Consider the following 25385-nt stretch of genomic DNA (forward strand, 5'->3'; position numbering starts at 1 on the left):
AAATATAGGCCTGAATCGGGTTTAAAGCCAAGCACCTTAACCAAATATGACGTTGATTATCGACGAACGTCATTTTTCGAACCGGATTTTTGAGGTCCGATCAACCCACCAAGGCGGCAATGTCAATCGGCCGGCCATTGCGTCGCAATTCGACGGTTACATTGGGGTCATCGGCACCCGAACGACCGACAGGCGCGCCCTGCACCACCCTATCGCCAACCTCTGCGGTTGTTGTTGCCAAATTGGTGATCAGGCTGGTCCAAGCGGCATCATGCTCGATAATCAGGATATTGCCATAGCCACGATAGCGCCCGGCAAAAGCGATCCGGCCAGCGGCCGGAGCGACAATCTGCGCATCCGGTTCCACAGCAATGGTCAATCCGCGTGAGCGATAGCCGCTATCGGATATCTCACCCAATCCGGTGACAATGTCCCCGATGACCGGCAGACGGTAAGCATTGGCAACATTGCTTTTACGGCTGGGATTGCGAGCAGGTCCGTCTCCATTTTGACTGGGACGCAATAGCGGACCATCCAAGATGGATAGAGATTCACGCACCGCGCCGCTTTCTCGTATCTGATCCATCAGGTCGAGTATATCTCTCGCCTCCTCGCCCAAGGCCAACGCGCGGTCCTGCTCCAGACCGGCATCATCTGAAAACTGCTGCGCCTCGACACGTTCATTGGCTTCCAGGCCCGCTAGCCGTTTGCGCCGTTGGTCCAATTGTTTCTGGCTTTCATTGAGGGAGGCGATTGCCCGGGCGGATTGGGCCCGCAGTTTTTCGCCCTGTTCGACTTCGCTACGCAAGCTTGCTGTACGCTGTTCGATTTCAGGAACCACCGTTGCCATGATCGAGCGAATGTAGATAAGCTCATCCAGTGACCGCGGTTCAACCAGCGCCAACGCCGTCGGCTTGCGCGTCATCATCTGCAAGGCGGCAGTTAAACGCACCACTGGTCCTTGTTTCTCCGCCAACCGAGCACGCTGACGCTCTTGCAATCGTCCGACAATTGCGATGCGCGACCGCGCAGCCCGGATATCGGCCTCGGCGGCTTGAATGCGGGCAGCCAAAGACGCGGCCTCGCTCCCGATCCGGTCTGCTTCATTGGTCGCCGCCTCGGCCTGACGGCGCAAAGCATCGCTGCGTTGCCGCGCTTTGTCGGATTGCTCGCGTGCAGAGACCAGGGCGCGCTGTTCTTCTGCCAGGGAAAGTCCCGGGGTTTGCGCGGGCAGCGCCACCGCAAAAAAAGCACCCAGAATGGCCAAGCCAGTGAGAAGGAAAAGCTCGCGTGCCATGATCTAGCCTTCCCTGTGATAGGGATGGTTGGCAATAATGGCGGTTGCTCGGAACAGTTGCTCAGCGAGCATCGCACGTACCATCAGATGTGGCCATGTCGCTTTGCCAAAGGAAAAGAGATGGTCGGCACTGCTGCGTTCTTCACTGGTCAGACCATCGGCAGCGCCGATCAGGAAGCGCGCCTCACGCACGCCATTGTCTCGCCAGCCATTGAGAATGTTGGCAAACGCTTTGCTGGTCCAGGTTTCCCCGGTTTCGTCGAGGGCGATAATTTTGGTCTGATCCATGACTTTGGGCGTTTTTCCGCCTTGTTCTGGCAATTCGCTCAACTTCACTTCCCAGCCGATCCGCTTGACGTAACGCTCGACCATTTCCTGTTCAGGACTGCGGCCGATTTTCCCGCGAGCGACGATATGGAGCCTCATAGCCGAAAAAACCGCGATTATCAGGCGCCTGCCGCCTCGGCCTCGGACGCGTCCTCTTCGCCAACCGCCCACATGCGTTCGAGATTATAGAAGCTACGCACTTCGGGGCGGAAAAGATGGATGATCACGTCACCCGCATCGATCAACACCCAGTCGGCATTGGCCAGTCCTTCAATTCGCGCTTCCCCGCCTGATTGTTTAACGCGTTCAGCTAGCTTTTGCGCCATGGATGCGACCTGCCGGGTCGAACGCCCTTCAGCGATGACCATATGATCGGCAATATTGCTTTTTCCTTCGAGCGGAATAGACACAATATCCTGTGCCTGATCATCATCGAGCGATTTCATCACGAGCGCATAAAGGGCGTCTGATTCAGCCTTCCCTTCCTTGGAATTAGCCGGTTTCAGCGCTTTGGTTTTCGGTTTCGTCAATTCAAATCCTATCAATCTGTCTAGCAAAGCAGTTTACGTGTCACTGCGTCGCGAACGCAGCGATTTGCATATTGTTTGTGCCAATGGGGCCGGGCCATCCGGATCGCGGTGGCCGAGCGTGGGTCGGGACGATAGCGCAAAAATGCCAGCGCTGGCGTACTCCAATTAGTCCAGTTCATCCGCTGGCTCCCGGGCCGGACAGAGCGCCGGAGCCATGCCATTGCGGGTGCCGCAAAAGCATCATCATCATAGCCGGGCCGGGCGATAACTGCAATCGGCAATAATCGAGCGATTTTTCGCCAGTCTTTCCAGCGATGAAATTGTGCGAGATTGTCCGCTCCCATGATCCAGATAAATTGCCGTTTCGGATAGCGCCTGATCAGCGCTCGCAACGTGTCATATGTATATCGGGTTCCCAATGTTTGTTCGATAGCAGTGGGTCGAATTGCACTGCGCCGCGCCATTTTTCGGGCCGAAGCCAGACGGGCACCAAGTGGCGCCATATCCTTGGAACCCTCTTTCAGCGGATTGCCCGGCGACACCAGCCACCACAGCTCATCCAGCGCCAATTCCTGCATCGCAAACAGACTGATCGAGCGATGCGCGCCATGCGCAGGGTTAAAGGATCCACCCAAAAGGCCTGTGGTTTTCATGATAATGTGGGCCAGGACTTCCAAGTGCCTGCGGCGTAGAAAAGACCATAGATCAGGACAATCAGTGAACTCCAGATCGCGAAACCATTGATCTTTTCAGGAGCAAATATCGCCATTGGTAACACTATCAGCCCGCGCGCCAAATAGACTGCGCTTATGGCGACCAGGCCGGTCCGCAGCAGCGGCGGTTTCCAGACCAGCCCTGCTCCAGCGAAGGCAAACCAACTCCAGATCGCCAAAACGCACGCGATCCCGATCGTTATGAGCGCAGGATAAAATAGGCCCTTTTCAGCCATTCTCGCCATGTCTTCGCCGGCTCCGAAAAAACGATACCAGTCGGGTCCGCCAATGATGACGCCAATATGCAGGATGCTAGCAAGCAGGCTCAATATCCCGCCGACAACGAGCAGTTTTTGACCGAGATCCACCGTCGCCAACATTAAGGCCGGATCTGCCCGGTTCCGCGCACGACCCATTTATAGGTGGTCAATCCCTCCAGCGCGACGGGACCGCGTGCATGCAGACGGCCAGTGGAAATTCCGATTTCCGCGCCAAGACCAAATTCGCCGCCGTCAGCAAACTGGCTGGAGGCATTCCACATCACAATTGCGCTGTCGGTGCGCTGGATAAACTGATTGGCAACAGCTTCGTCCTCAGTCACCACAACATCCGTATGATGGGATCCATGTTCGGCAATATGGGCAAGCGCCTCATCCACTCCACCGACCATCCGAACCGATACAATAGGGGCAAGATATTCGGTGTCCCAATCTTCGGATTCGGCTGAAACCGTTCTGGGATCAAGCTCCATGATCGCATCATCGCCGCGCACTTCACAACCGGCATCGATCAGGGCCCGGAGCATAGGCCCTGGGGCAGGATAGTCCTGATCAATCAGTAGCGTTTCCATTGCCCCGCATACGCCAGTGCGCCGCATCTTCGCATTGACCGCGATTGCAATGGCTTTGTCCTGATTTGCCGCCTTGCCGATAAAGGTGTGACAAATACCATCAAGATGCGCGAGGACCGGAACCCGAGCCTCTTCCTGTACTCTTGCGACAAGCGACTTGCCTCCACGTGGAATGATGATGTCGATCAGGCCAGAGGCTTTCAGCATTGCCCCGACGGCCGCACGATCGGTCGTCTGAACCAGCTGGATCGCATCTTCCGGCAGTCCTGCAGAAGCGACTCCGGCAATCATTGCCTCATGAATAGCGCGATTGCTTTCAATCGCCTCTGATCCACCGCGCAAGATGACGGCATTGCCCGATCGTAATCCCAAGGCCGCGGCATCTGCCGTCACATTGGGCCGGCTTTCATAAATGATACCAATGACGCCAAGCGGTACCCGTACTCGCTCCATGATCAAGCCGTTAGGCCGCTCATTCTGGTCAATTATCGCACCGACCGGGTCCGGCAGGGCCGCGACTTGCTCCACCGCAGACGCAATGACGTCAAGCCTCTGTGCATCAATCATCAACCGGTCGAGCATGGCGTCGCTGAGCTCATTAGAGCGGCCTCGGTCCATATCTTTGGCGTTGGCAGTGAGAATCGCAGACTGGCGGTGGCGCAGTTCTGCCGCCGCCGCCATCAAAGCCTTTGCTTTGTGTTCGCTAGTGACGCCAGACAAGGCTGCAAAAGCAGTACGCGCACGTCGGCCCATATCGGACATGATTTGCTGATGATCAGTCATGCGCGCCTGCTAGCATGGCTTATGCTTTGATATAAGCAAAAATCGAAGTCGAACTGACGTCAAAATTAAAGTTTGAGGAAGTGACAAATCGCACAAACGAATCGAAAAAACCCGCTACCGTCGGTTAATTTTACATTAATTTTGCAGCTCACCGCATACCTCTTTCGACTCGTCACGAGTCGCATCCACACGATTCGCGCCGTTAACAACCCTCTGCTAGCGCGGCTTCGGGGATTAGTAAGAGTATACGGGTCATGCACAATCACAAAACCAAGGAAGGGCTTTTCGCCCGATTGGATCATATGTTCACAGATCGCGAATTTTTCATGCGCGCTAACGGACAGGTTCGGTTCCTTACCATTTCAGGACAATTGCAGAAACGCGTCGCTATTACCGTTGCCGGAATTATCAGCCTTTGGTTGATTGTCACTCTTGCGATGACGGTCAATCAACTGACTGTAACCAGCGAACGAATGGCATTGGCGGAGAAAGAAGCGGCTGTGAACAGCAGCCAGAGCCGAGTTGCAGCGTATAAAGAATCGATTGACGGGGTAGCGAGTGATCTCAGCCAGCGTCAGGACATACTCGATAACATGTTCAAGGAGCATTTTGGCGGCAATGCACCGATAGCAACGGATGCTGCTGATACTGACAAGCAACTTTCCGAGAATACGGACAAGATCAGTGCCGCATTTCCGGAAGCTGCGTTTCTGGCAAAGGTGGAAGCTCGGCAGATCGCATTTGCCCGGAAACTGACCCGCGCGGCGATGAAGCGCACGGCCGATGCCGAAGCCGCGATTCGCAAATTCGGGCTCAACCCCGAAACCCTCTCTAAAACATCCGGTGCGGCAGTCGGTGGTCCGCTTATCCCGTTTTTCGACGATGACGAGAAAGAACTCCACCCCACCCTGGAACGTTTAAACAACGCTTTGGTGCGGATGGATCAACTAGAGCGTACGTTGCTCACCATACCATCAGCCATGCCGGCAGATATCACCATGATGTCAAGTGGTTATGGCTATCGCCGCGATCCATTCACCGGCGGCGGCGCGATGCATAGCGGCATTGATTTCAAAGGACCGCATGGTCAGCCGATTTTATCCGCAGCCAGCGGCAAAATTACCCATGCAGGTTGGAAGTCGGGCTATGGCAAAACAGTGGAAATTACCCATGGCAATGGCCTGATGACACGCTATGCACATCTTTCCAAAATTCATGTGGCCACTGGTCAAAAAGTGAAACAAGGATTACAAGTGGGGGCAATGGGCAGCACCGGACGTTCAACTGGCACACATCTTCATTTCGAAGTGCGGCTGAATGGCCAAGCGGTAAACCCAAGACCATTTCTGGAGGCGAATACAGATGTTCTCAAAGTCCAAGCCGTCGCAAGACAGCGAACAAACGCACCAAAGAAGCGTGCCAAAAAGTCAGGCTCCAGCCGTGGCTAGAAGCAGTGCAAGTAACGGATCCAGCTTCTCCATTATCGGAGACGGCATTGTCATTACCGGCAATATCGAGGCGAAAGTCGACCTGCATATTGATGGCGAAGTGATCGGCGACATCAGATGCCTGTCTCTCGTTCAGGGCCCATCGAGCAAAATCCAGGGTGCCATTGTTGCACAAAATGCCAGCCTGTCGGGCGCTGTGGAAGGCTCGATTGAAGCCGGCGATCTTGTGATCAGCTCCAGCGCGCGAATCGGTGGCGACGTGTCTTATGAAAATGTCACAATTGAACAGGGCGGTCATGTTGACGGCAAGTTCAAGCATAAGAGCGCCAAGTCTCCAAACCTGGCCAAGACAACCGTCGATATGGCGAAAAAATCGCCGCCACTGGAACTGACCTCGGACGACAAGGCCGCTTAAACGGCGGTTCTTTCTTACAAATGCAATGCCGGCTCTGCCAGCGCAGGTTTAGTTACGCGGTGTCTGCCGGCGATAACTGAGTGCTTCTGCCACATGAAGGCGCCCAACCTGCTCGACTCCGGCCAGATCCGCTATGGTTCGGGATACGCGCAGGACGCGCGTATAACCCCGAGCGGATAGTCGCATCGCTTCGGCGGCCTGAGCCAGTAATTTCTGACCAGCCTCATCGGGCGCGGCATATGTGTCCAAAGCATCGCCAGCAATCTCGCAATTGGTGCGGCAATCGAGGTCGGCATAGCGCTTGCTCTGCGAGGCCCGAGCCGCTGCCACTCTCGCGGCAACCAAGTCCGACCCTTCAGCGGGGGCCGGCATCGTCAGATCGGCTGCCGACAAAGCCTCAACCTCAATATGCAAATCAATTCGGTCGAGAAGAGGTCCGGAGACCTTGGCCTGATAGTCAGCTGCACATCTTGGTGCGCGGGAACAGGCAAGGGTTGCATCACCCAGATGGCCGCAACGGCACGGATTCATGGCCGCCACCATTTGCACGCGCGCCGGAAAGGTGACATGCGCATTGGCACGCGCGACGCTAACCTCTCCAGTTTCCAGGGGCTGACGTAGCGAATCGAGCACAGCCCGTTGAAATTCCGGCAGTTCATCGAGAAACAACACGCCCAAATGCGCCAGACTGACCTCTCCTGGACGGACTTTCAAACCACCACCAACCAAGGCGGCCATCGAAGCGGAGTGATGCGGGTGCCTGAATGGTCGGGCTCGACTCATCTGACCGCCCTCCAATGTCCCTGCCACACTGGCAACCATAGATACTTCCAAAGCTTCGGCAGGGGATAGAGGTGGCAAGATGCCAGGCAAACAAGATGCGAGTAGTGATTTTCCCGACCCCGGCGGACCGTTCATTAACAAATTATGCCCACCCGCCGCCGCAATCTCCAATGCGCGCTTGGCGGTTTCCTGACCCTTTACGTCTTTCAAATTCGGGCCGCGCTCCGGCTCTGGCGCAGTGCCTGCTTCGGGAGGGGTCAGCACGGACTGGCCCTTGAAGTGATTGAGCAATGCTAGAAGATCATGCGGTGCCAAAATCTCGACATCGCCAGCCCAGGCCGCCTCTGGTCCTTGCAAGGCGGGGCAAATCAACCCTGAATTCTCGCCGGACGCGTGCAGGGCTGCGAGCAACACTCCGGGCGTCGCCGCCAGCCGCCCGTCGAGTGACAATTCCCCTACCACGACATAGCTGCCCAAGGTCTCCGCATCGATAATACCCATCGCCCCGAGCAGGGCCAAGGCAACGGGCAGATCATAATGTGAACCCTCTTTGGGTAAATCCGCAGGCGACAGATTGATCGTGATCCGTTTGGGTGGGAGGGAAAGCCCGAGCGCTGCGATCGCGGCGCGCACCCGCTCGCGACTTTCCGCCACAGCTTTGTCTGGCAATCCCACAATATTGAAGGCCGGAATGCCTGGTGCGACCTGACATTGCACCTCAACCCCGCGCGCTTCCAAACCCAGATAGGCCACGGTGGAAACCAGTGCTACCATCTCAACCTGCCCTATGTGCTTGCTATCGCTCGTGACAGTGACAAGACGAATCACAAGAGTCGAGCGGGAAGCGCGGCTTGGCCGGAACCGTCAACGCAAGTCGAGATCGACGGAATTTTGCGCTTATTCTTGGTTAACTTTCTGCAAACCAACCGTCCCTACTATTTATCAAATGCTTTTTGACAAAAGCGGCCGATGGAAAGTGGTATGGATCAAACAACTGATGTGAATCGGTTCGACCAAGGTCAGGGGCTAGACGACAATCTGGGGCTCAGTCTCTGGGTTACGCTATTTGCCTTTTTTGCTCTCTTTCTGCTTCCCGTCGAAAAGGCCCAAGCCGCTGATTCCGGCTATACGGTCATCGAGACCGTCGAGACGTTCACCTACGAAATCGTGGAACCGGAGCACCAGACCGGCTGGACGTCCGCTCCTGCCGAGGCAAGCTATGGCCCGTTTCGCGTCATCTCGGCTGATACAGTCGAAATGTCCGGTACTGTTGACAGCTATTCGCCCGCCTTGTTTCAGGAAATGCTGCAACATTATCCGGGTATCAAACGGATCGAGATGATCGACTGTGACGGATCGATTGATGAAGAAGCCAATCTCAATCTCGCGCGACAGATAAGGCGCGCAGGAATCAGTACTCATGTGCCTTCGCGTGGCTCGGTACGCTCAGGTGCCGTTGAACTTTTTCTCGCTGGTGTTCGGCACACTGCCGATAAAGGCGCAGAATTTGTCGTCCACAGCTGGATGGATGAAGACGGAAGAGAAGCCAATGACTATCCACCCAATGACCCGGTTCATGACGAATATCTAAGCTATTATAAGGAAATGGGTGTTCCAGCCGACAAGGCGCGCGCCTTTTATGCGCTGACCAACAGTGTGCCTTTTGCGGGGCAACTTAAACTGTCCCGTACGGATCTTGCACGCTTTCAGCTGGTACACTAGCCACATATCCAAGACAAAATGCGGGTGCAGCGATTCTGCTCCGTCTTCCATTCATGCTATATGCATAAATTAGAACGATAATCGACGAGCAGCGTGATTTCTTCGACAGCGCGGCTTGCGAGCAGTGTTATGATGCATCACATAAGACGCATGAAAGTGGATATGGACGAGAAACAGAGAAAGAAACGTTGGAGATATAGGTCGGGATCGCGCTTCGCGCTCTCGATACTCGGCTTTGCGCTAATGCTGCTTTCGCCCATTGTCGGCGCTATTCCCGGCCCCGGTTTTATCATCATGTTTCCTTTGGGACTCGCTCTGGTACTGCAAAATTCACGTTGGGCGAAGAAGCGCTATGCCGATTTCAAACGGCGTTTTCCTAAATATGGCCAATGGACAGACTGGGCGATGCGCCGGAAACGGCACAAGACGCTGCCCGATGAGTTTGAACTGCCGATATTTGGTAAGGTTAAAACCAAGTCAGAAAGCTGAGCTTTCTGCGCCACTTTTTTTGTCTGCGCCTCTGGCTAATGCTTGACTTTCTGCGCCTGCACACTTATCCGCACCCTCAACAAGGTGGCCGCAGCTTTTAGCGGCCTTTTTTATCGAAATTTTAGACGTAGGATAAACGCGATGAAGCGCACATTTCAACCGAGCCGCCTGGTCCGCAAACGGCGCCATGGTTTCCGCGCCCGCAAAGCAACAGTCGGAGGCCGCAAAGTGTTGGCTGCCCGCCGTTCGCGTGGCCGCAAGAAGCTCTCTGCCTAAACCACGCACAGCATTCACCCTCAGCTTGTCTAAGGGTGAACAGTGACCGTCCGCAACAATCCTTCGGCAGGCTCTGATCGAGCGCAGCCGGGTTCCCCTATCGAGGTGATTCGCAAGCGTCCGGATTTTCTTGCCGCGAATCGCGGCAAGCGATTCGTGACGCCGAGCTTCGTTCTGCTCGCATATAGACGTCCTGAAGATCATCCGGTGGTGCCGGAATCCATTCGCTACGGTATAACCGTGACCAAGAAGATTGGTAATGCGGTGGCCCGCAACCGAATGAAGCGCCGGTTTCGGGCACTGCTCGCTGAATTGCTCCCACAATACGGCATCGGAGGTGCAGATCATATAATGATTGGCCGCAAACAAGATGGGGAACGGGATTTCACCGTGATGAAATCAGATCTCGAAAAAGCGCTGAAACATCTCGCAAAAAAGCTATAAAGGGGCATGTTGAAAGCCGTATTCATCTTCTTTGTACGCTGCTGGCAATGGGGGCCGTCCCGCATTTTGCCGCCGACCTGCCGCTATAGCCCCACCTGCTCGGCCTATGCGATTGAAGCGATCGAAAAACACGGTGCAATTAGGGGTAGCTGGTTGGGAATGAAACGGCTATTGCGCTGTCATCCGTGGGGGGGCTCTGGTTATGACCCGGTTCCCTGAACCCAGTATTGGATAGGGCCAATTGAATAGGACAGGCACCAGTCTTATTTGGTGTAAAATCGATCTTTAAGACCAGAGTTTAGGAAAAATAGTGGACGACAAGCGTAATATCATCATGGCGGTCTTGCTTACCGGCATCATTCTGTTTGGCTGGCCGGTCCTGATGGAAACATTTTTCCCGGATATGGTGAATAAGAACGAAGCGGTCGAACAATCTGAACAGGCCGCTGCAGGCGCACAAGGAACCGCGCAGTCTGATGGTGCCACACCCGCTGTTTCAACCACGCCCGGCACCACTACCATCGGAGCCGACGCTGCCGCCGGTACAATCCGTCAGCTTCCCGTCGTTCTGGCCGAAAATCCGCGTGTTGCGATTGAAACACCGCGCCTCAGAGGCTCAATCAATTTGCAGGGTGCACGGTTTGATGATCTGACCCTGACCGATCACACAACGGAACTGGACAAGGACAGCCCGCCCGTGCGCCTATTCTCCCCGTCCGGTACAAAGGACGCCTATTTCAGTCGCTTTGGTTGGGCTGGCGATGGCGTTACATTACCGGATGACAAAACGGTCTGGACCGCTGATCAGGAAAAACTGACACCCGACACACCAGTGACGCTCAGCTGGACCAACGAGACCGGCCAGACATTTTCGATCACATTTTCGATCGATGAAAACTACCTGATCACCGCCGAACAAAGCGCCACCAATCGCGGTGAAAACGCAATTGCTCTCAATCCCTTTGGTATCCTTAGCCGCGTTCGTGATCTTGATAATGTGGCACCTGGCGAGGCTGATAGCTGGACCATCCATATCGGCCCCATGGGTGTCTTTGACGGAGCGGCAAATTTTGACACCGATTATGACGATGTTGATGAAGCCGGGGCGAGCGGCATTTCTGGCAATGCCACCAATGGTTGGGTCGGATTTACCGACAAATATTGGCTCGGCGCGCTCATTCCCGTCAGCAATGCAAAAGTGGAAGCCAAGTTTCGCGCCGGGAGCGGCGACGTCTATCAGGCACAGGTCGCGCGCGAAAATGCGCAAATCATTGCCCCGGGCAAGGTCCTAACGACCACGACCCGCCTGTTCGCGGGAGCCAAGGAAACGGCGCTGCTCGACACGTATAAAGAACAGTATAATATTACCCTGCTCGACCGTGCAGTCGACTGGGGCTGGTTTTACTGGTTTGAAAAGCCGCTTTTCTATCTGCTCAACTGGCTGTTTGAATTTTCCGGCAACTTTGGCGTTGCTATCATCCTGATGACCTTTGTTGTGCGTGGAATCATGTTCCCGATAGCGCAAAAACAATTTGCCTCCATGGCTCAAATGCGCGCCGTGCAGCCGAAGATGAAGAAGATTCAGGAAAAATATAAGGAAGACAAGCAAAAGCAGCAGCAAGAAATCATGAAGCTGTACAAGGATGAAAAAGTCAATCCGCTCGCCGGTTGCCTGCCCATCTTCCTTCAAATCCCGATCTTCTTTGCGCTTTATAAAGTACTGATGCTTTCGATCGAAATGCGGCATCAGCCCTTCACGCTATGGATCAAGGACCTGTCTGCGCCAGATCCGTTGACGCCGGTCAATCTTTTCGGCCTGATCCCATTTGATCCACCCAGCTTCCTCGCCGTCGGCATCCTGCCGATCCTGATGGGCATCACCATGCACTATCAGTTCAAGCTGAACCCGCAGCAAATGGATCCAATGCAGCAACAGATTTTCAGCATCATGCCGTGGATCTTGGTGTTCATTATGGCACCCTTTGCCGCCGGACTGCAGCTTTACTGGACGGTATCCAATATTCTTACCATTGCTCAGCAAAAATGGCTCTATTCGCGCCACCCGCAGCTGAAAGAGCAAATGGCCAAGGATGCAGAAGAAAAGGCGAAAAAAGCGGCAGAAGAAAAAGCTGCTGAAACAAACTAGGCGCGACAAGCCCTTTGGGTTCGTCATTCTGAACTTGATTCAGGATCCCGAGTGGGCGTCATGACCAATATCCAGGATGCTGAATCAAGTTCAGCATGACGAGCACTAATCTATGACCGAACCACTGCATCCCAAATTATTTTCCGGGCCAATTTCTTTCCTGAAATCGGCACCGCAGTTGCAGTTTTTGCCGGACCCGACAGTTCCGGAAATTGCCTTTGCGGGTCGATCCAATGTCGGCAAGTCATCGCTAATCAATGCGCTGACCGGCCGGAACGGGCTCGCGCGGACGTCCAATACGCCTGGCCGGACCCAGGAACTGAACTTCTTCGATATAGGCGATCCGCTGATTTTCCGAATATGCGATATGCCCGGCTATGGTTTTGCCAAGGCACCGCCCAAGGTGGTCCAGAAATGGCGTTACCTGATCAATGATTATCTGCGTGGGCGACAAGTGCTCAAGCGCACTTTTGTGCTGATCGACAGCCGTCACGGGATCAAGAATACCGATGAGGATGTGCTCGAGATGCTCGACAAGGCAGCTGTCAGCTACCGGATCGTCATGACCAAGGCGGACAAGGTAAAGACAGCCGCGCTGGAAGCAACCAAAGCAAAGGTCATGGCCGAGGCAAAAAAACATCCTGCCGCGCATCCTGATCTGATCGTCACCTCTTCGGAAAAAAAGCAGGGCATTGACGAGCTGCGCATGGCGGTTCTCGAAGCCGTCCAGATTTAACACCGGTCTCTTGCCTTTTGTCGTCATTCCAGCGAAAGCTGGAATCCCCTAAGCTGAGGCGCTATTCTCAGGAAGATCCCAACTTTCGCTGGGATGACGCTATAATTGAAGGCTGAACATGAAACTGATAATCGGAAACAAAGCCTATTCCAGCTGGTCCATGCGTGGATGGCTCGCCTGCAAACAATCGGGGCTCTCCTTCGAGGAGCTCACCGTGCCGCTCTATGGTGAGGATTGGGATGACATGCGAACCGGCGAAAATTTTGCCCCTTCAGGAGGCAAGGTTCCGATACTTTGGGATGGCGAAAGCGTGATCTGGGACAGTCTGGCGATTATCGATTGGCTCGCCGACAAAACCCATCGCGATCGCTTCTGGCCAAAAGACGAAACCGCCCGCGGCATGGCCCGTTCCATGGCCGCTGAGATGCACAGCGGTTTCATGGCGCTGCGCAAACAATGCCCAATGAACACGCGCAAGCGCTTTGAAGGCCTGCAGTTTACACAAGAGGTTATTCAGGACGCTGCCCGCATCATGCAGCTATGGGCCCAGGCGCGGGCGCGCTTTGGTCGCGGCGGCCCGTTTTTGTTCGGCACTTTTGGCGCTGTCGATATCATGTACGCCCCAATCGTATCGCGCTTCCTGACTTACGGCATTCAGGTTCCCGGCTTTGCAACATCCTACATGGACACCATGTTGGGTCATGACTGGATGGTGGAATGGATGGAGGCCGCTGAGGAAGAACCCTGGGTGATCGAACATTTCGATACGCCAGAAGCGGCGCAAGGCTGAGCCCTATCATGAGCGAAAACAGCGCCCTTGAACTGGCCAAGCGGCTGATTGCCTGTGCAAGTATAACCCCTGCTACTGGGCCGGTGTTCGACGAAATGGAAGCGATGCTGGAACCACTTGGTTTTGAGATATCCCGTTTTATCGCTGGCGACGGGCCCGAAGATGAAGGACTAGGCGGTGCGGTCGAGAATCTCTTCGCGATCCGCAAAGGCCGAGAAGGATCGCACCATTTTGCATTTGCCGGTCATCTCGACGTTGTTCCACCCGGCGAAGGATGGAGCAGCGATCCGTTTATTCCGGAAGTGAGGGGCGATCTGCTTCACGGACGCGGGGCGGTAGATATGAAAGGCAGCATCGCATCCTTTGTCAGCGCATTGCATGGTCTGCCCCGCGATCTGGGAACGATCAGCTTGATCATCACCGGTGACGAAGAAGGCCCTGCGCGTTTTGGCACCGTCGCGTTGATGGACCTGATGGCGGAGCGCGGCATTACGCCTGATCTTTGTCTGGTGGGTGAACCCACATCGGTGAATCGGCTTGGCGATATGATGAAAATCGGCCGGCGCGGATCAGTCAATATGTGGATTACCGTCAATGGTACTCAGGGCCATGTCGCTTATCCGCATCTTGCCGACAATCCGATCACTAAGCTGGGCAAGATCCTTAGCGAAATTGACGCGGTCCGGCTTGATGAAGGCACCGACTGGTTTCAGCCAAGCAATATCGAGTTTACCGATCTGCATGTTGGCAATCCGGCGCATAATGTCATTCCGGCCAAGGCCGAGGGACGGCTGTCGATCCGGTTTAATGATCAGCATAGCGGCGATAGTCTGAGCGCGCTGGTCCACGAAATTGTCGAGCGCCATGGCGGCGAACTCAGCCCTATCATCTCCGGCGAACCATTTCTGACGCCTCCGGGAGAATTGTCCGGGCTGATTGCCGAGGCGATTACCGAAGTCACCGGGGTGGAACCGGAACTATCGACCACTGGCGGAACATCGGATGCGCGTTTCCTATCGAAAATAGTTCCAGTGGTCGAGTTTGGCCTATGCAATGCGACGATGCACAAGCTGGATGAAGCGGTGGCGTTGGATGATTTGGATCAGTTGGCGCAAATATACGCTTTGGTTGTGGAACGGGCACTCACCTAGAACATTGTCACCGTCGACTCGGTAATTTGATGTCGGTTTATCGCCGACGCCGCAAAATAATGTAAAGCGCTCCGGCCCCGCCATGGCGGGGATGGGCACGTCTGACGGCCGCTATATGCGAGGCGTGGCGAGATGCTGCCAGCCAGTCGGAAATCGCTGCCCGGATGGCACCGCGACCACCTTCACGCCGTCGCTGCTCCTCGCTGCGCGCCTTGCCAGTGATCAGCAATATCGCACGATGACCCGCAGCGATGCTCAATTCCAGGGCACTATCCAGCCGTCCGTGCGCAGATGACAAGGTGTATCCGTGCAGATCAATGGTTACGTCAGGCTGGACTACACCTTTGTTCAGGCGGCGGTCCCAATGGCCATCCAATCCCGCTTTTTCGGGAATGGCAACTTGATCCCTGAGTGGAACTGCTTTGGTGGATGCTCCGCCAAACGTTTCTGCTGTAATTGGCCCGCGCACTTCTGGCAGTTTCTTTGCCACAGGTAGAGCTTTCACGCGGCTTATACGCGCCTGGTCCAGCGGCTCTACCGTCTCGATGACTTTCTGCCACAGCGCCTTTTCACCGGCGGTTAGGGGCCGGTCAGACATCGGGCCTAATTGCCTTGCTGGCGTTGGAGCAGCTTGGCGACACTGCCTTTGGGCAGGAAGACTAGTGCCTGTCCACGCGATGACATTCCACCAGCAATCTGGGCTGCCTCTTCTCCTGCCCCCCAAAAAGTATCGATCCGATTCGACCCCTTGATTGCGCCGCCGGTATCCTGGGCGATCCAAAGGCCGTCAGCGATATTATGCTCCATATCGAGGAAAACCGGCGCACCGAGGGGCACAAATTTGGGATCGGTGGCGACCGACGTCCGGCCCACAACCGGGTGACCCATCGCTCCCAGCGGCCCGTCACCAGTCAGTTCACGGAAGAAAATATAGCTCTTATTCTCCCGCATGATCCTGCGACCCTCTTCGGGATTGGCGCGCAGCCATTCGACTATGCCTTGCATATTGGTCTTGCCATCGGCGAGCAATCCGCGCTCGCGCATCACCCGTCCGATGCCGGTATAGTCGCGACCATTCTGTCCATCATAGCCGATCCGCATCACCGAACCGTCGGGCATGGCAACGCGGCCAGAACCTTGAATTTGCAGGAAGAAAAATTCGATATAGTCAGACGCCCAAGCCAGCTCAAGGCCCTTGCCCTGCAAGGCGCCATCGTCAATTTGCGCCCGCTCCTCAAAGGGAACCAGTCTGGTTCCATCGACCTTGCCGCGGATACGCTTGTCTTTCAGATCATCGGAAAATTGGCCAAGGTCGACATCCAGCAAATTGGATGGCCGCTTGTATATCGGCACCTGACTGCCATTGCTGCGCACACGCGATCCTTGAATCTGCGGTTCAAAATAACCGGTAGCAAAAGCTTTGCCATCACCGACCTGTACCGCTTCAAAATAGCTTTCAAAGAAACGGCGCGCGTCTCCATCTCGCCAATCCCTGGCCGCATCACAGGATTGCCGCCAATCTTCACCCTGACTCAGGCCGCTATTATCGGTGCGGCGCACTAAGGAAGAACAACTGGCCCGAAAGGATTGCAGCGCTGCGCTTGCCTTACCCGATCGCAAGTTGAGAGATGCGATGTCGGGGCCCAGAGCAATGCCGGCTCCGGTTGCTCTTGTAGCGTCATCAGAAATGGGCGTGACTCGGTCAGCGGGAATCGCTTCAACGGTTCCCGCCGTTTGCCTGACCGGAGTTTGTCGTGCGGGGGGACGTGTCGGCTGAGAAGTCGGGACATCACCCGCAGTCCATTCACCTTCTTCAGGCGGTGCGCTGCGGGCGGTACCTTCGGGTATAATAGATAGCGAACATGCGCTGACTAGCGCCATCGCGCCCAACAATCCCCCGATTTTCATGATTTTGATGCTTTGCTCCGCGAAAGCCCTATGCTTCATCGGTCTCGTCGAGAATCCAGTTTGGATTAGCACTGGAAAGATCGCGCATGAAGGTCCAGACATCATGGGTCTCGACAGCATCGCTTAGCGATCCGCCGATCAGCTTGCCGTCCTTATCTTTGACCACAGCAGCAATGTCGGCATCAAAGCGCACCGTGATCCGCGCCATCCGACGGTCATAGTCGGCATCGGCAATCCGTGCTTCTTCGATCCGCACCAGACGGTTTTCCAGAATCTCGCCATTTTTCTCGCGCGCTTCAATGGCTTCGACAAAGCTTTCATACACGTCGTCGTCACACAGCTCTTTCAACTGCTCGCGGTCACCAGTCCAGAATGCTTCCAATATCATCCCATAGGCCGCTTTTGCGCCTTCTACGAAACGGCCCGCGTCAAAATTGCGATCCGCATTGATGATCGCGCGCATGCCCGATTCGGCTGCAGTGTCATAGATCATCGTCGGCGGTGCCGCTGGAGCAGGGGAAGCCGGAACGATATCGGGGATAGGACTATCCTGTTTGTCCTCGCCCATCGGCCGGTCCTGAACCCGCTTATCCAAGCCATTCTCTATGTTTCGCGGGGTATGCTCCTGCTCGTGGCCGGTGCGTTTTCCCAAAACGGAATAGAGGCGCAGACCCAAAAAGGCAGCCACCATCGCTAACAGAACAATCTCGATAGTCACGATATCTCCAATATCTCAATTCCATCCTACATAGGCGGGAAGAGCGCCAGTTTCAAATGGCTTTCGCGTCTTTCACAGGCTATTATCGGCTTCAGGAAGCGAATAACGCCCAGTTTAGCCGTAAGTTTGTGAATATGGCCTTACGGATTGTTACTTATGTCAGACACTTATCTGCCTCAAGGACGGACCTATTTGAGGCATTGCTCTGTCCCCAATCCCCTGCTAGGCGCGCTGCAAACGGGGCATGATGATGCCTTCTGAGTCAATTATATGAAATTTCCCGAAAGGATGAGCCACATGGCTGACGAAAATGACAATATCACAACAGCGGATCCAGCAGCCAACGGCGCAGATAACCAGCCACAAATTGGCGTAATCTCGCAATATGTAAAAGATCTTTCGGTTGAAAACCCTAATGCACCGGACGTCTATCAGTGGGAAACCCAGCCGCAGATCGATGTACAGTTTAACATTGGATCCAAACCGGTCTCAGACGAAGTCCATGAAGTCGAGCTGAAGATCGACGTTGTCGCCAAGGCCGATCAAGGCATCGCCTTCCAGGTCGAGCTGCTTTATAGCGGCCTCTTCGGTTTGCGTAATGTTACCGAGGAGCAAGCCCATCCGTTTCTGTTTGCCGAAGCACCACGGTTGCTCTTCCCCTTTGCCAGGGCAATTATTTCAGATGCCGTGCGGGACGCCGGTTTCCAGCCGCTAATGCTTGAGCCGATTGATTTCACGGCGCTCTATATGCAGCAGCGTGAACAGCAGGCCGCGATGCAGTCCGGAGAACAACCGGTTGGTAACGCCTAAACATCCCAACTATAACGCCTTTCGAGGCATGAATATGCAGCGCGTTCGCTTTGGGGCGAACCGTTGAACCTGTTAAAGTCTACCGGAACCATTGCCGGACTGACCATGGTCAGTCGAATCTTCGGTTTTGTGCGCGACATCATGCTTGCGCGCGTGCTCGGCGCGGGCGCCGCGGCTGACGCCTGGCAGCTCGCGTTTCAGCTGCCCAATATCTTCCGCCGGCTATTCGCCGAAGGCGCCTTCTCAGCCGCTTTTGTGCCATTGTTCAACCGCAAGATGGAAGAAGACGAACAGCGCTCTGCCGCGCAAAATTTTGCGATTGATGTTCTGTCGGTCTTTGTCCCGATCTTGCTAATATTTTCAGCCATTATGATGTTGGCCATGCCCGCGATCATATGGTTTATCGATGATTTTGGTGAAGGCGGCCGAACCAACAACTTTTCCATCGCATTGGCCCGCATAACCTTTCCCTATCTTGGGCTGATCAGTATCACGACGCTTTTCGCGGCGATCCTGAACAGCGTCAGCCGCTTCGCCGCTGCGGCCGCAGCGCCGATCATGCTTAATATCTGCAAGATTACCGCACTGCTGATTGCATTGTGGATCGACGGGGGGGCTGACCCTCGCCGTACCGCTTACTATCTTGCCTTCGCTGTATCGATATCCGGCCTGCTGCAAATGCTCTGGCTCTATTACTGGGCGCGCAAAGCGGGTTTCTCTTTTGCCATCCGGAAGCCAAAATTTACGGCTGATGTAAAGGAGCTTGGTATCCTGATACTCCCGGCCATTTTTGGCGCAGGTATTTATCAGATTAGCCGCTTCATCGACCTGTTCTTTCTAGGCCGTCTGCCAGAGGGCAGCTTCGTCTATCTCGCCATGGGTGACCGTCTCAACCAACTGCCGTTAGGCATAATCGGCATTGCATTGGGGACCGCCATCTTACCGGCGCTCTCCCGCTTCATTGCCAAGAATGATCAAGGCGGTGCACAGCGCTTGCAAAGCAATGCCATAGAGCTTGCCATGCTCCTGACCATCCCGGCCGCAATGGCCTTGTTCTTTGCCGCAGGACCGCTGGTGACATCCTTCTATGTCGGCGGAAATTTCGAGGCGAGCGATGGTGCGACAACGGCCAGTGTGGTGGCGGCATTGGTAATCGGCCTGCCAGCCTATGTTCTGGTCAAGGTTCTCATCCCTGGGTTTTTTGCACGGAAGGATACAAGAACGCCGGTGTATACGGCGGGCATTTCCCTCCTCATTAACGTCACACTCAACATCATTCTCATCCCCATATATGGAATTTACGGGCTGGCACTGGCCGGAGCGTTGGCGGCCTGGTCAAATTGCGTAATGCTCTACACCATGCTGCACAGACGCGGCCATTACCGGATTGAACTGTCTCTACTGTTGCGGATCTTCCGGATCATCCTGTCAGCGGCTGGTATGGCCGCGGTTCTTATATATGCGGTACCGCTGGGCGAAGGCCTTTATGACGGGAATGTCTGGCAGCGTATTGGATCAATTACGGTACTGGTCAGCGTCGGCGGTCTTGTCTATGCGGTGCTCGCATGGGTGACCGGCGCAGTGGACCGCGACAAAATCGCTCTGTTAACTAGGAAGAATACAGCCGAAGAGGCTGGGCAAGAAGGATCGTAAGTCATGCGTACAGTTTCGGGCATACAGCCCACAGGTAATCTCCATCTTGGTAATTATCTGGGTGCGATTAAAAATTGGGTGAAACTGCAGCAGGAATCCGAATGCCTGTTCTTTCTCGCCGACTTGCATGCGATTACCGTACCCAATGATCCGGCAGAATTGTCATCCAATTGCCGCGACATGACGGCGGCCCTCATCGCAGCTGGGGTCGACACACAAAAGTCAATATTGTTCAATCAGGCTCGGGTACCCCAGCATGCCGAACTGGCCTGGCTCCTGATTTGCAACACGCCAATGGGCTGGCTCGACCGGATGACGCAGTTCAAAGAGAAATCCGGCAAGCATAAACAGCGCAGCTCGCTGGGCCTGTACGGCTATCCTGTGCTACAGGCTGCCGATGTCCTGATCTATCAAGCCACCCATGTGCCGGTAGGCGAAGATCAGAAACAGCATCTCGAGCTGGCGCGCGACATTGCAGCAAAGTTCAACAATGATACTACCGCAGACGTTTTCACCTTGCCGGAGCCGTTTATCGGTGCGACCGCAGCGCGGATCATGTCCTTGCGCGACGGCGCGGCCAAAATGTCGAAATCGGATCCGTCTGATTTGAGCCGCATCAACATGACCGACGATGACGATACAATCGCCAAGAAAATCAAGAAGGCCCGCACCGATGCCGAGCCCCTGCCTGGCAAACTGGAGGATCTGGACGGACGTCCGGAGGCCAAAAATCTGGTTGGCATCTATGCGGCACTTGAAGACAGCAGTCCACAAGCAGTGCTCGACCAGCATACCGGAGAAGGTTTTGGGGCGTTTAAACCAGCTCTGGCCGATCTTGCCGTAGCAAAACTCGCCCCGATCCGGGAGCGGTATGAAGAGTTACGTAAAGATGAAAGCACGATTGACACGATCTTGCGCGATGGAGCGGAACGCGCTCAGGCCTTGGCCCAACCGACGGTGGATAAAGCTTATGCTGCGTTGGGGTTGCTAAGAGACTGATAGCGATTGAGCCGCTATCGGATAGGTAACAGCCCATCTCGTAGGGGGATCGCAGTCTCGAATTTCTTGCAAGACCAGACGACATGGCTGTCATAACGCCTTATGGCAGAATTGCTCATAAAGGCCCGTTTTCCCCAATCTTCATACCATTCCAGACTCGGACCCTGCACTATCAGGCAATAGTCGACCGAACCTGAGATATGATAGCCTTGCAGAATCTCGGGCGTGGTGCGGATTTGCTCATCGAAAGCGTCAAAGGCCTCAATGCTTTCATTCTGGAAGGAAACAAGGACGACCAAACGTACGCCCATTTCACCGAGGCGCAATAGCGCGACGTCCTTTTCGATGAAGCCAGTATCGCGGAGGAGTTTCAGCCGCCGCCGCACCGCCGAAGCCGAAAGCCCTACCGCTTCACCAATATCGGCATGGGTCCGCTGGTTGTCGCGTTGAACAATATCGAGGATCCGCCGGTCAAAATCATCCAGATCGGAAACTGCTGTTGATGCGTTATTCGCCATATTACGAACTCCTAGCGCATTTTTGCGGCAAATTGATAACGATAAAAAGTGAGAATAAGCAGAAAATCGTTGCTAGATCACATCTACTTCATCTTCAACTTCCCTCAGTTTCTTTTTTGAATACCCCCAAACTCAGAAGGTCCTCATAATGAATCGTACCCTTTGCCTGTTCATTGCTGTCCTCATGCTGTCCAAAGCAACCATGCCCGCTCATGCCGCCGACACTATTGTGTCACCGTCCGTCACTGAGAACCGATGTAGCGATGGTGTGCTGGAGTGTATGGCATCCATTGAAACACCTGGTTCGCCAGCAATATCCCCGGACGGCAAAGCAGTCGCCTTCACCATCCGGACCGCGGACTGGGAGAAAAATCGCTATGATCGGGAAATTCATCTAACCGAAAACGGGAAAACGGTTCAGCTGACCAACAATCCCAAAGGATCGTCCGGCGACATTGCCTGGTCCCCCGATGGAAAACGGATTTCCTATCAAGCCAATACCGATATCGGCACCCAGCTTTTCTTGATGAACCGGGACGGCAGCAATGTCCGGCAGATCACGGCTCTGCCGGGCGGAATCAATGCCTATATCTGGTCTCCCGATGGCCGCTACATGGCTTTGAAACTGAGCGAGCGAGCGGCAAAATCCAAAGCGCAAGTCGAAAAGACTTACGGTAATTTTGCATTTGCCGATGACTATTCTGGACGCGATCATCTGTGGCTGCTCGACCTGACAAAGGCTCAAAGTGCCAATGCACCGGTTGCCGATCGCTCCGAACATGCGGACAAAGAGGCTCCGTTACGGCGGCTGACGGGGGGCACGGCCTTTACCATTGGTAGCTTCTTTGGTGGCAGCTTTACCTTCACGCCCGATAGCAAGGAAATCCTGTTTGATCATGCCAACAGCGGATCGCCTTATGATCTTGGCACGCAGGATATTTCCGCCGTCAATATCGCGACCGGCAAGCAACGTCCCATTGTTCGCCGTCCTGGTATGGATCTCGACCCTAAAGTCTCACCCGATGGTAAAACCGTGGCCTTTCATATGGGCGAGCCGCCCTATTATTATACCCGTCAATATTGGATGGGCCTGATTCCGATTGATGGCGGAAAGATCGAACAGATCAGTAATACGACCGACAAATATAATGATGCCAATATTATTGGCTGGCAAGGTAACGCGATATTTTTCATGTCGCACTATCGGGTCGAAAGCAATCTGTACCGCATGGACTTGGATACGCGAGTTGTCACCAATTTGACCGCTGGTCGCGGCCGGGTAGAGGGATATTCCTTTACCACTGACGGCAAAACCGTTGCTTTTGGCGCGGTGGATGGCGAGCGCGCGAAGGAGATTTACACCCGCAAGGTGACCGCGACCGGATATGCTGATGAAAAGCGCCTCACCCAATTCAGCCAGGCCATCGCCGACTGGCCGGACACCGAAGTGCGCCTGGTCCAGTGGACCACGCCGGACGGGCTGGAGCTGGAAGGCGTGCTGACCCTACCAGCTCCGGAAAACCGGCTGGATGGACCTATGCCCGTGCTGGTTGTCGCTCATGGGGGCCCATCAGTCGCCTCGCGCCCACGGCGCGTGGGGGATGAAATCTACCCCACAGAATATTGGCTGCGCAAAGGTGCCGCAATCTTTGAGCCCAATTATCGTGGTTCGGGAAGTTATACCGATGAGTTGATGGCAGCGAACGTTCGCTCCTTGGGCATCGGCTACACGGTGGACATCGAATCCGGGATCGATCACTTGATAAAAATCGGGATAGCTGACCCCGAAAAACTTGGCGCCATGGGCTGGAGCGCCGGCGGCTCAGTGACTGCTGGCCTTGCCGTACGAACGACCCGCTTCAAGGCGTTTTCCGTGGGCGCAGGGATTACAAGCTATTCCACCTATTATGGACTAAGCGATCAGCCCACCAGTCCGCTCGCCTATCTGAAAGCAACACCTTCGGATGATCCGGAAATTTACAAGGCAACGGGAGCCATGGGTTCGATCAAAAATGCGGTCACACCGACACTGATTCAACATGGTCGCGATGATAACCGTGTGCCCTTCGCCAATGGCATGGAATTTTTCCGCGGACTAAAGGATGCTGGCGTCGAAACCGAACTGATCATCTATGAGGATACCGGTCACGTTATTTCACGGCCTAAAGAGCGAATGGCCGCGATGGAGCATAATGCCCGCTGGTTTGACAAGCATCTCTTTGGTGATCGGGACAGTCCGGACCTTGGTTTAGTTGGCCGCTAATGGCGGTGGCGCAAATACCGGCGAAGACGGCCCCAGTGGTATTTCAAATGCCACCCAAACCATGATGAGTGCCAATCCGGCACCCAGCAACCAGAGCGCATAAGGCAGCATCATCGCGGTCAGATTGCCTATGCCAAAATCCTTATTCCAGCGCTGGCAGAAAATCAGGATAAGCGGGAAATAGACCATCAACGGCGTGATGATATTGGTCGCGCTATCACCAACACGATAGGCGGCGGTCGTGGTTTCGGCACTGACCCCGATCAGCATAAGCATCGGCACCAATACTGGCGCAAGCAATGCCCATTTGGCACTCGCCGAACCAACAAAAAGGTTCATCACCGCCACGAACACAACAACCAGAGCCAACAATATCGGCGCGGGCATATCGAGACTTTGAAGGAATTCCGCGCCATGGACAGCGGTAATCAGACCAAGATTGGACCAGCCGAACATCGCGACAAAATGGGCAACCATGAAGGCGAGGACAAGAAAATAGGCCATATCGGCCATGCTGTCGCTCATCATCTTCACGAGATCACGATGGTTTTCAATATTACCTACACCTTTGCCATAGGCCCAGCCGGCGAGGAGGAAGAGCAGGAAAAAACCAGCGACCAGCGATCGATAAAAGGGGGTGAACTGCGCCTCTGCCGAAGCGGTTTCATCGATCAGTGCGGTGCCCGGGCCGAAGGTCATCGCCAGCCATAGCGCTATTACGCCCAGTGTTGCGAGGCCAGCATAGCGCAATCCGCGCTTCTCGCCCGCATTCAGAGGACGGTCCTGCGTTTCAGATGCAACATCTTCGCCACCCAGCTTGTTGGCGCTCGGGTTAATCGACCCGCTATAAGTCCCCAACCGCGGCTCGATGATCCGGTCGGTAACATACCAGATGACCGGCAGAAAAACGAAGGTCATCACAAAGATGAAATACCAGTTGCCGGCTATATTCGCTTCCCATCCAGTAAAAACGGTCTCTGCCGCTGCCTGGGTAATTCCGAACAGCAATGCATCGAGCTGACCCGGGAACAGATTGGCGGAAAAGCCGCCGGATACACCGGCAAACGCGGCGGCAATTCCCGCCACCGGATGGCGACCGGCAGCTGCAAAGATGATACCGGCAAGCGGGATGAGTACAACATAGGCGGCATCAGCAGCCAGATTGCCGAGCATAGCCACCAGCGCCACGATCGGCGTGAGCAATATCGTTGGTGCGTTGCGGACACCGGCCCGCATAGCAGTGCCGAAAAGGCCTGACCGCTCCGCGACACCGGCACCCAGCATCACGACCAACACATAACCAAGCGGATGGAAATGTGTAAAAGTCTTGGGCATTTCCACCCATAGCCGCCTGATATTGTCAGCAGAGAACAGGCTAGAGGCCGCAATGACGGTCCGTTCGCCGGTTTCAGGATCCACTTCGATCGGATGAACCGCAGACCAGCTGAGCAAGTCCGCCACAACCGACAATGCGACAACAAAGAGAATCAAGTAGAAAAACAGAAAGACCGGGTCAGGAAGCTTGTTGCCAGTTCTTTCGATCCAGCCGAAAAAACCCTTGTTCAGACTTTGCGTCCCGCCATTTGTCATAGAGCCTGATCCCCACCGCGTTGAAA

General features: G+C 54.8%; 27 protein-coding genes. 15 read left to right on the forward strand and 12 right to left on the reverse strand.

Going from position 1 to position 25385, the window contains the following annotated elements:
- Positions 1–100 precede the first annotated feature (100 nt).
- From DG177_RS10410 to DG177_RS10435, 6 genes are all read right to left on the reverse strand, one after another.
- Positions 101–1297 carry a peptidoglycan DD-metalloendopeptidase family protein gene (locus tag DG177_RS10410; protein WP_108811415.1) on the reverse strand — a complete coding sequence of 399 codons (1197 nt, stop codon included), beginning with the start codon at positions 1295–1297 and terminating at the stop codon, positions 101–103.
- Positions 1298–1300: 3 nt separating this feature from the next.
- The gene (locus tag DG177_RS10415; protein ID WP_108811416.1) at positions 1301–1723 is read right to left on the reverse strand and encodes a 23S rRNA (pseudouridine(1915)-N(3))-methyltransferase RlmH; all 423 of its coding nucleotides are present in this window, start codon (positions 1721–1723) and stop codon (positions 1301–1303) included.
- 20 nt (positions 1724–1743) lie between these two features.
- Positions 1744–2070, reverse strand: coding sequence for a ribosome silencing factor (gene rsfS / locus DG177_RS10420; RefSeq protein ID WP_108812921.1), 327 nt, complete (start codon positions 2068–2070; stop codon positions 1744–1746).
- Between the two features lie 104 nt (positions 2071–2174).
- A complete protein-coding gene (locus tag DG177_RS10425; RefSeq protein ID WP_108811417.1) occupies positions 2175–2807 on the reverse strand; it encodes a nicotinate-nucleotide adenylyltransferase in 633 nt (210 codons plus the stop codon).
- Entirely contained in the window at positions 2804–3247 is a 444-nt protein-coding gene (locus DG177_RS10430) for a hypothetical protein (protein ID WP_108811418.1), read from the reverse strand. Before DG177_RS10430 ends, DG177_RS10425 begins: the two co-directional genes overlap by 4 nt.
- Positions 3247–4500, reverse strand: a complete 1254-nt coding sequence (locus tag DG177_RS10435) for a glutamate-5-semialdehyde dehydrogenase (protein WP_108811419.1) — start codon at positions 4498–4500, stop codon at positions 3247–3249. Before DG177_RS10435 ends, DG177_RS10430 begins: the two co-directional genes overlap by 1 nt.
- A gap of 254 nt (positions 4501–4754) precedes the next feature.
- Here DG177_RS10435 and DG177_RS10440 point away from each other — a divergent pair, with 254 nt between their 5' ends.
- Complete coding sequence (locus DG177_RS10440; RefSeq protein WP_108811420.1) at positions 4755–5948, forward strand: peptidoglycan DD-metalloendopeptidase family protein; 1194 nt, start codon at positions 4755–4757, stop codon at positions 5946–5948.
- Complete coding sequence (locus DG177_RS10445; protein ID WP_337658730.1) at positions 5941–6363, forward strand: bactofilin family protein; 423 nt, start codon at positions 5941–5943, stop codon at positions 6361–6363. The genes DG177_RS10440 and DG177_RS10445 overlap by 8 nt, the downstream gene beginning before the upstream one ends.
- A gap of 48 nt (positions 6364–6411) precedes the next feature.
- Here the strand turns inward: DG177_RS10445 and DG177_RS10450 are convergent, their stop codons facing one another.
- On the reverse strand, positions 6412–7920 hold the full coding sequence (locus DG177_RS10450; protein WP_108811422.1) for a YifB family Mg chelatase-like AAA ATPase: 1509 nt from the start codon (positions 7918–7920) through the stop codon (positions 6412–6414).
- 207 nt (positions 7921–8127) lie between these two features.
- On the opposite strand from DG177_RS10450, the gene DG177_RS10455 reads away from it, so the two are divergent.
- The 9 genes from DG177_RS10455 to dapE all read left to right on the forward strand — a co-directional run bounded on the left by DG177_RS10455 (position 8128) and on the right by dapE (position 14900).
- A complete protein-coding gene (locus tag DG177_RS10455) occupies positions 8128–8868 on the forward strand; it encodes a hypothetical protein (protein WP_108811423.1) in 741 nt (246 codons plus the stop codon).
- 129 nt (positions 8869–8997) lie between these two features.
- Positions 8998–9357, forward strand: a complete 360-nt coding sequence (locus DG177_RS10460) for a hypothetical protein (RefSeq protein WP_337658731.1) — start codon at positions 8998–9000, stop codon at positions 9355–9357.
- A 141-nt stretch (positions 9358–9498) separates the two neighbouring features.
- Positions 9499–9633, forward strand: coding sequence for a 50S ribosomal protein L34 (gene rpmH, locus DG177_RS10465; protein WP_082788408.1), 135 nt, complete (start codon positions 9499–9501; stop codon positions 9631–9633).
- 42 nt (positions 9634–9675) lie between these two features.
- Positions 9676–10077, forward strand: coding sequence for a ribonuclease P protein component (gene rnpA / locus DG177_RS10470; protein WP_337658732.1), 402 nt, complete (start codon positions 9676–9678; stop codon positions 10075–10077).
- Positions 10078–10083: 6 nt separating this feature from the next.
- On the forward strand, positions 10084–10296 hold the full coding sequence (yidD, locus tag DG177_RS10475; protein ID WP_108811425.1) for a membrane protein insertion efficiency factor YidD: 213 nt from the start codon (positions 10084–10086) through the stop codon (positions 10294–10296).
- A 91-nt stretch (positions 10297–10387) separates the two neighbouring features.
- A complete protein-coding gene (gene yidC / locus DG177_RS10480; protein WP_108811426.1) occupies positions 10388–12223 on the forward strand; it encodes a membrane protein insertase YidC in 1836 nt (611 codons plus the stop codon).
- A 112-nt stretch (positions 12224–12335) separates the two neighbouring features.
- Positions 12336–12959, forward strand: a complete 624-nt coding sequence (gene yihA / locus DG177_RS10485) for a ribosome biogenesis GTP-binding protein YihA/YsxC (RefSeq protein ID WP_108811427.1) — start codon at positions 12336–12338, stop codon at positions 12957–12959.
- A gap of 118 nt (positions 12960–13077) precedes the next feature.
- Positions 13078–13749 carry a glutathione S-transferase N-terminal domain-containing protein gene (locus DG177_RS10490; RefSeq protein WP_108811428.1) on the forward strand — a complete coding sequence of 224 codons (672 nt, stop codon included), beginning with the start codon at positions 13078–13080 and terminating at the stop codon, positions 13747–13749.
- A gap of 8 nt (positions 13750–13757) precedes the next feature.
- Positions 13758–14900 (forward strand): succinyl-diaminopimelate desuccinylase, encoded by a 1143-nt coding sequence (gene dapE / locus DG177_RS10495; RefSeq protein ID WP_108811429.1) that lies wholly within the window; start codon positions 13758–13760, stop codon positions 14898–14900.
- Between the two features lie 37 nt (positions 14901–14937).
- Here dapE and DG177_RS10500 read toward each other — a convergent pair whose 3' ends face one another.
- The 3 genes from DG177_RS10500 to DG177_RS10510 are packed head-to-tail and all read right to left on the reverse strand — an operon-like array spanning position 14938 to position 17526.
- The gene (locus tag DG177_RS10500) at positions 14938–15498 is read right to left on the reverse strand and encodes a Smr/MutS family protein (protein ID WP_108811430.1); all 561 of its coding nucleotides are present in this window, start codon (positions 15496–15498) and stop codon (positions 14938–14940) included.
- A gap of 5 nt (positions 15499–15503) precedes the next feature.
- Complete coding sequence (mltA, locus tag DG177_RS10505) at positions 15504–16817, reverse strand: murein transglycosylase A (protein ID WP_443216436.1); 1314 nt, start codon at positions 16815–16817, stop codon at positions 15504–15506.
- A 19-nt stretch (positions 16818–16836) separates the two neighbouring features.
- Entirely contained in the window at positions 16837–17526 is a 690-nt protein-coding gene (locus tag DG177_RS10510; protein ID WP_337658734.1) for a Tim44/TimA family putative adaptor protein, read from the reverse strand.
- 297 nt (positions 17527–17823) lie between these two features.
- Between DG177_RS10510 and secB the strand changes: the two genes are divergently transcribed.
- The 3 genes from secB to trpS all read left to right on the forward strand — a co-directional run bounded on the left by secB (position 17824) and on the right by trpS (position 20988).
- A complete protein-coding gene (gene secB, locus DG177_RS10515) occupies positions 17824–18336 on the forward strand; it encodes a protein-export chaperone SecB (RefSeq protein ID WP_108811432.1) in 513 nt (170 codons plus the stop codon).
- A gap of 63 nt (positions 18337–18399) precedes the next feature.
- Positions 18400–19989 (forward strand): murein biosynthesis integral membrane protein MurJ, encoded by a 1590-nt coding sequence (gene murJ / locus DG177_RS10520; RefSeq protein ID WP_108811433.1) that lies wholly within the window; start codon positions 18400–18402, stop codon positions 19987–19989.
- 3 nt (positions 19990–19992) lie between these two features.
- A complete protein-coding gene (trpS, locus tag DG177_RS10525; protein WP_108811434.1) occupies positions 19993–20988 on the forward strand; it encodes a tryptophan--tRNA ligase in 996 nt (331 codons plus the stop codon).
- Between the two features lie 14 nt (positions 20989–21002).
- Here trpS and DG177_RS10530 read toward each other — a convergent pair whose 3' ends face one another.
- Entirely contained in the window at positions 21003–21506 is a 504-nt protein-coding gene (locus DG177_RS10530) for an AsnC family transcriptional regulator (protein WP_108811435.1), read from the reverse strand.
- 148 nt (positions 21507–21654) lie between these two features.
- Here DG177_RS10530 and DG177_RS10535 point away from each other — a divergent pair, with 148 nt between their 5' ends.
- Positions 21655–23769, forward strand: a complete 2115-nt coding sequence (locus tag DG177_RS10535; protein WP_108811436.1) for a prolyl oligopeptidase family serine peptidase — start codon at positions 21655–21657, stop codon at positions 23767–23769.
- Here DG177_RS10535 and DG177_RS10540 read toward each other — a convergent pair.
- Entirely contained in the window at positions 23755–25359 is a 1605-nt protein-coding gene (locus tag DG177_RS10540; protein ID WP_108811437.1) for an AbgT family transporter, read from the reverse strand. The two genes, DG177_RS10535 and DG177_RS10540, sit on opposite strands and share 15 nt — an antisense overlap.
- Positions 25360–25385 lie beyond the last annotated feature (26 nt).

The sequence above is a fragment of the Sphingorhabdus sp. Alg231-15 genome, from assembly GCF_900149705.1.
Taxonomy (GTDB): Bacteria; Pseudomonadota; Alphaproteobacteria; order Sphingomonadales; family Sphingomonadaceae; genus Parasphingorhabdus.

Excerpts from the sequence above, each read along its gene's own strand:
- DG177_RS10410 (WP_108811415.1), bottom strand. The coding sequence starts at position 1,297 with ATGGCACGCGAGCTTTTCCTTCTCACTGGCTTGGCCATTCTGGGTGCT.
- DG177_RS10415 (WP_108811416.1), bottom strand. The coding sequence starts at position 1,723 with ATGAGGCTCCATATCGTCGCTCGCGGGAAAATCGGCCGCAGTCCTGAA.
- rsfS (WP_108812921.1), bottom strand. The coding sequence starts at position 2,070 with ATGAAATCGCTCGATGATGATCAGGCACAGGATATTGTGTCTATTCCG.
- DG177_RS10425 (WP_108811417.1), bottom strand. The coding sequence starts at position 2,807 with ATGAAAACCACAGGCCTTTTGGGTGGATCCTTTAACCCTGCGCATGGC.
- DG177_RS10430 (WP_108811418.1), bottom strand. The coding sequence starts at position 3,247 with ATGTTGGCGACGGTGGATCTCGGTCAAAAACTGCTCGTTGTCGGCGGG.
- DG177_RS10435 (WP_108811419.1), bottom strand. The coding sequence starts at position 4,500 with ATGACTGATCATCAGCAAATCATGTCCGATATGGGCCGACGTGCGCGT.
- DG177_RS10440 (WP_108811420.1), top strand. The coding sequence starts at position 4,755 with ATGCACAATCACAAAACCAAGGAAGGGCTTTTCGCCCGATTGGATCAT.
- DG177_RS10450 (WP_108811422.1), bottom strand. The coding sequence starts at position 7,920 with ATGGTAGCACTGGTTTCCACCGTGGCCTATCTGGGTTTGGAAGCGCGC.
- DG177_RS10455 (WP_108811423.1), top strand. The coding sequence starts at position 8,128 with ATGGATCAAACAACTGATGTGAATCGGTTCGACCAAGGTCAGGGGCTA.
- DG177_RS10460 (WP_337658731.1), top strand. The coding sequence starts at position 8,998 with ATGATGCATCACATAAGACGCATGAAAGTGGATATGGACGAGAAACAG.
- rpmH (WP_082788408.1), top strand. The coding sequence starts at position 9,499 with ATGAAGCGCACATTTCAACCGAGCCGCCTGGTCCGCAAACGGCGCCAT.
- yidD (WP_108811425.1), top strand. The coding sequence starts at position 10,084 with ATGTTGAAAGCCGTATTCATCTTCTTTGTACGCTGCTGGCAATGGGGG.
- yihA (WP_108811427.1), top strand. The coding sequence starts at position 12,336 with ATGACCGAACCACTGCATCCCAAATTATTTTCCGGGCCAATTTCTTTC.
- DG177_RS10490 (WP_108811428.1), top strand. The coding sequence starts at position 13,078 with ATGAAACTGATAATCGGAAACAAAGCCTATTCCAGCTGGTCCATGCGT.
- dapE (WP_108811429.1), top strand. The coding sequence starts at position 13,758 with ATGAGCGAAAACAGCGCCCTTGAACTGGCCAAGCGGCTGATTGCCTGT.
- DG177_RS10500 (WP_108811430.1), bottom strand. The coding sequence starts at position 15,498 with ATGTCTGACCGGCCCCTAACCGCCGGTGAAAAGGCGCTGTGGCAGAAA.
- secB (WP_108811432.1), top strand. The coding sequence starts at position 17,824 with ATGGCTGACGAAAATGACAATATCACAACAGCGGATCCAGCAGCCAAC.
- trpS (WP_108811434.1), top strand. The coding sequence starts at position 19,993 with ATGCGTACAGTTTCGGGCATACAGCCCACAGGTAATCTCCATCTTGGT.
- DG177_RS10530 (WP_108811435.1), bottom strand. The coding sequence starts at position 21,506 with ATGGCGAATAACGCATCAACAGCAGTTTCCGATCTGGATGATTTTGAC.
- DG177_RS10535 (WP_108811436.1), top strand. The coding sequence starts at position 21,655 with ATGAATCGTACCCTTTGCCTGTTCATTGCTGTCCTCATGCTGTCCAAA.
- DG177_RS10540 (WP_108811437.1), bottom strand. The coding sequence starts at position 25,359 with ATGACAAATGGCGGGACGCAAAGTCTGAACAAGGGTTTTTTCGGCTGG.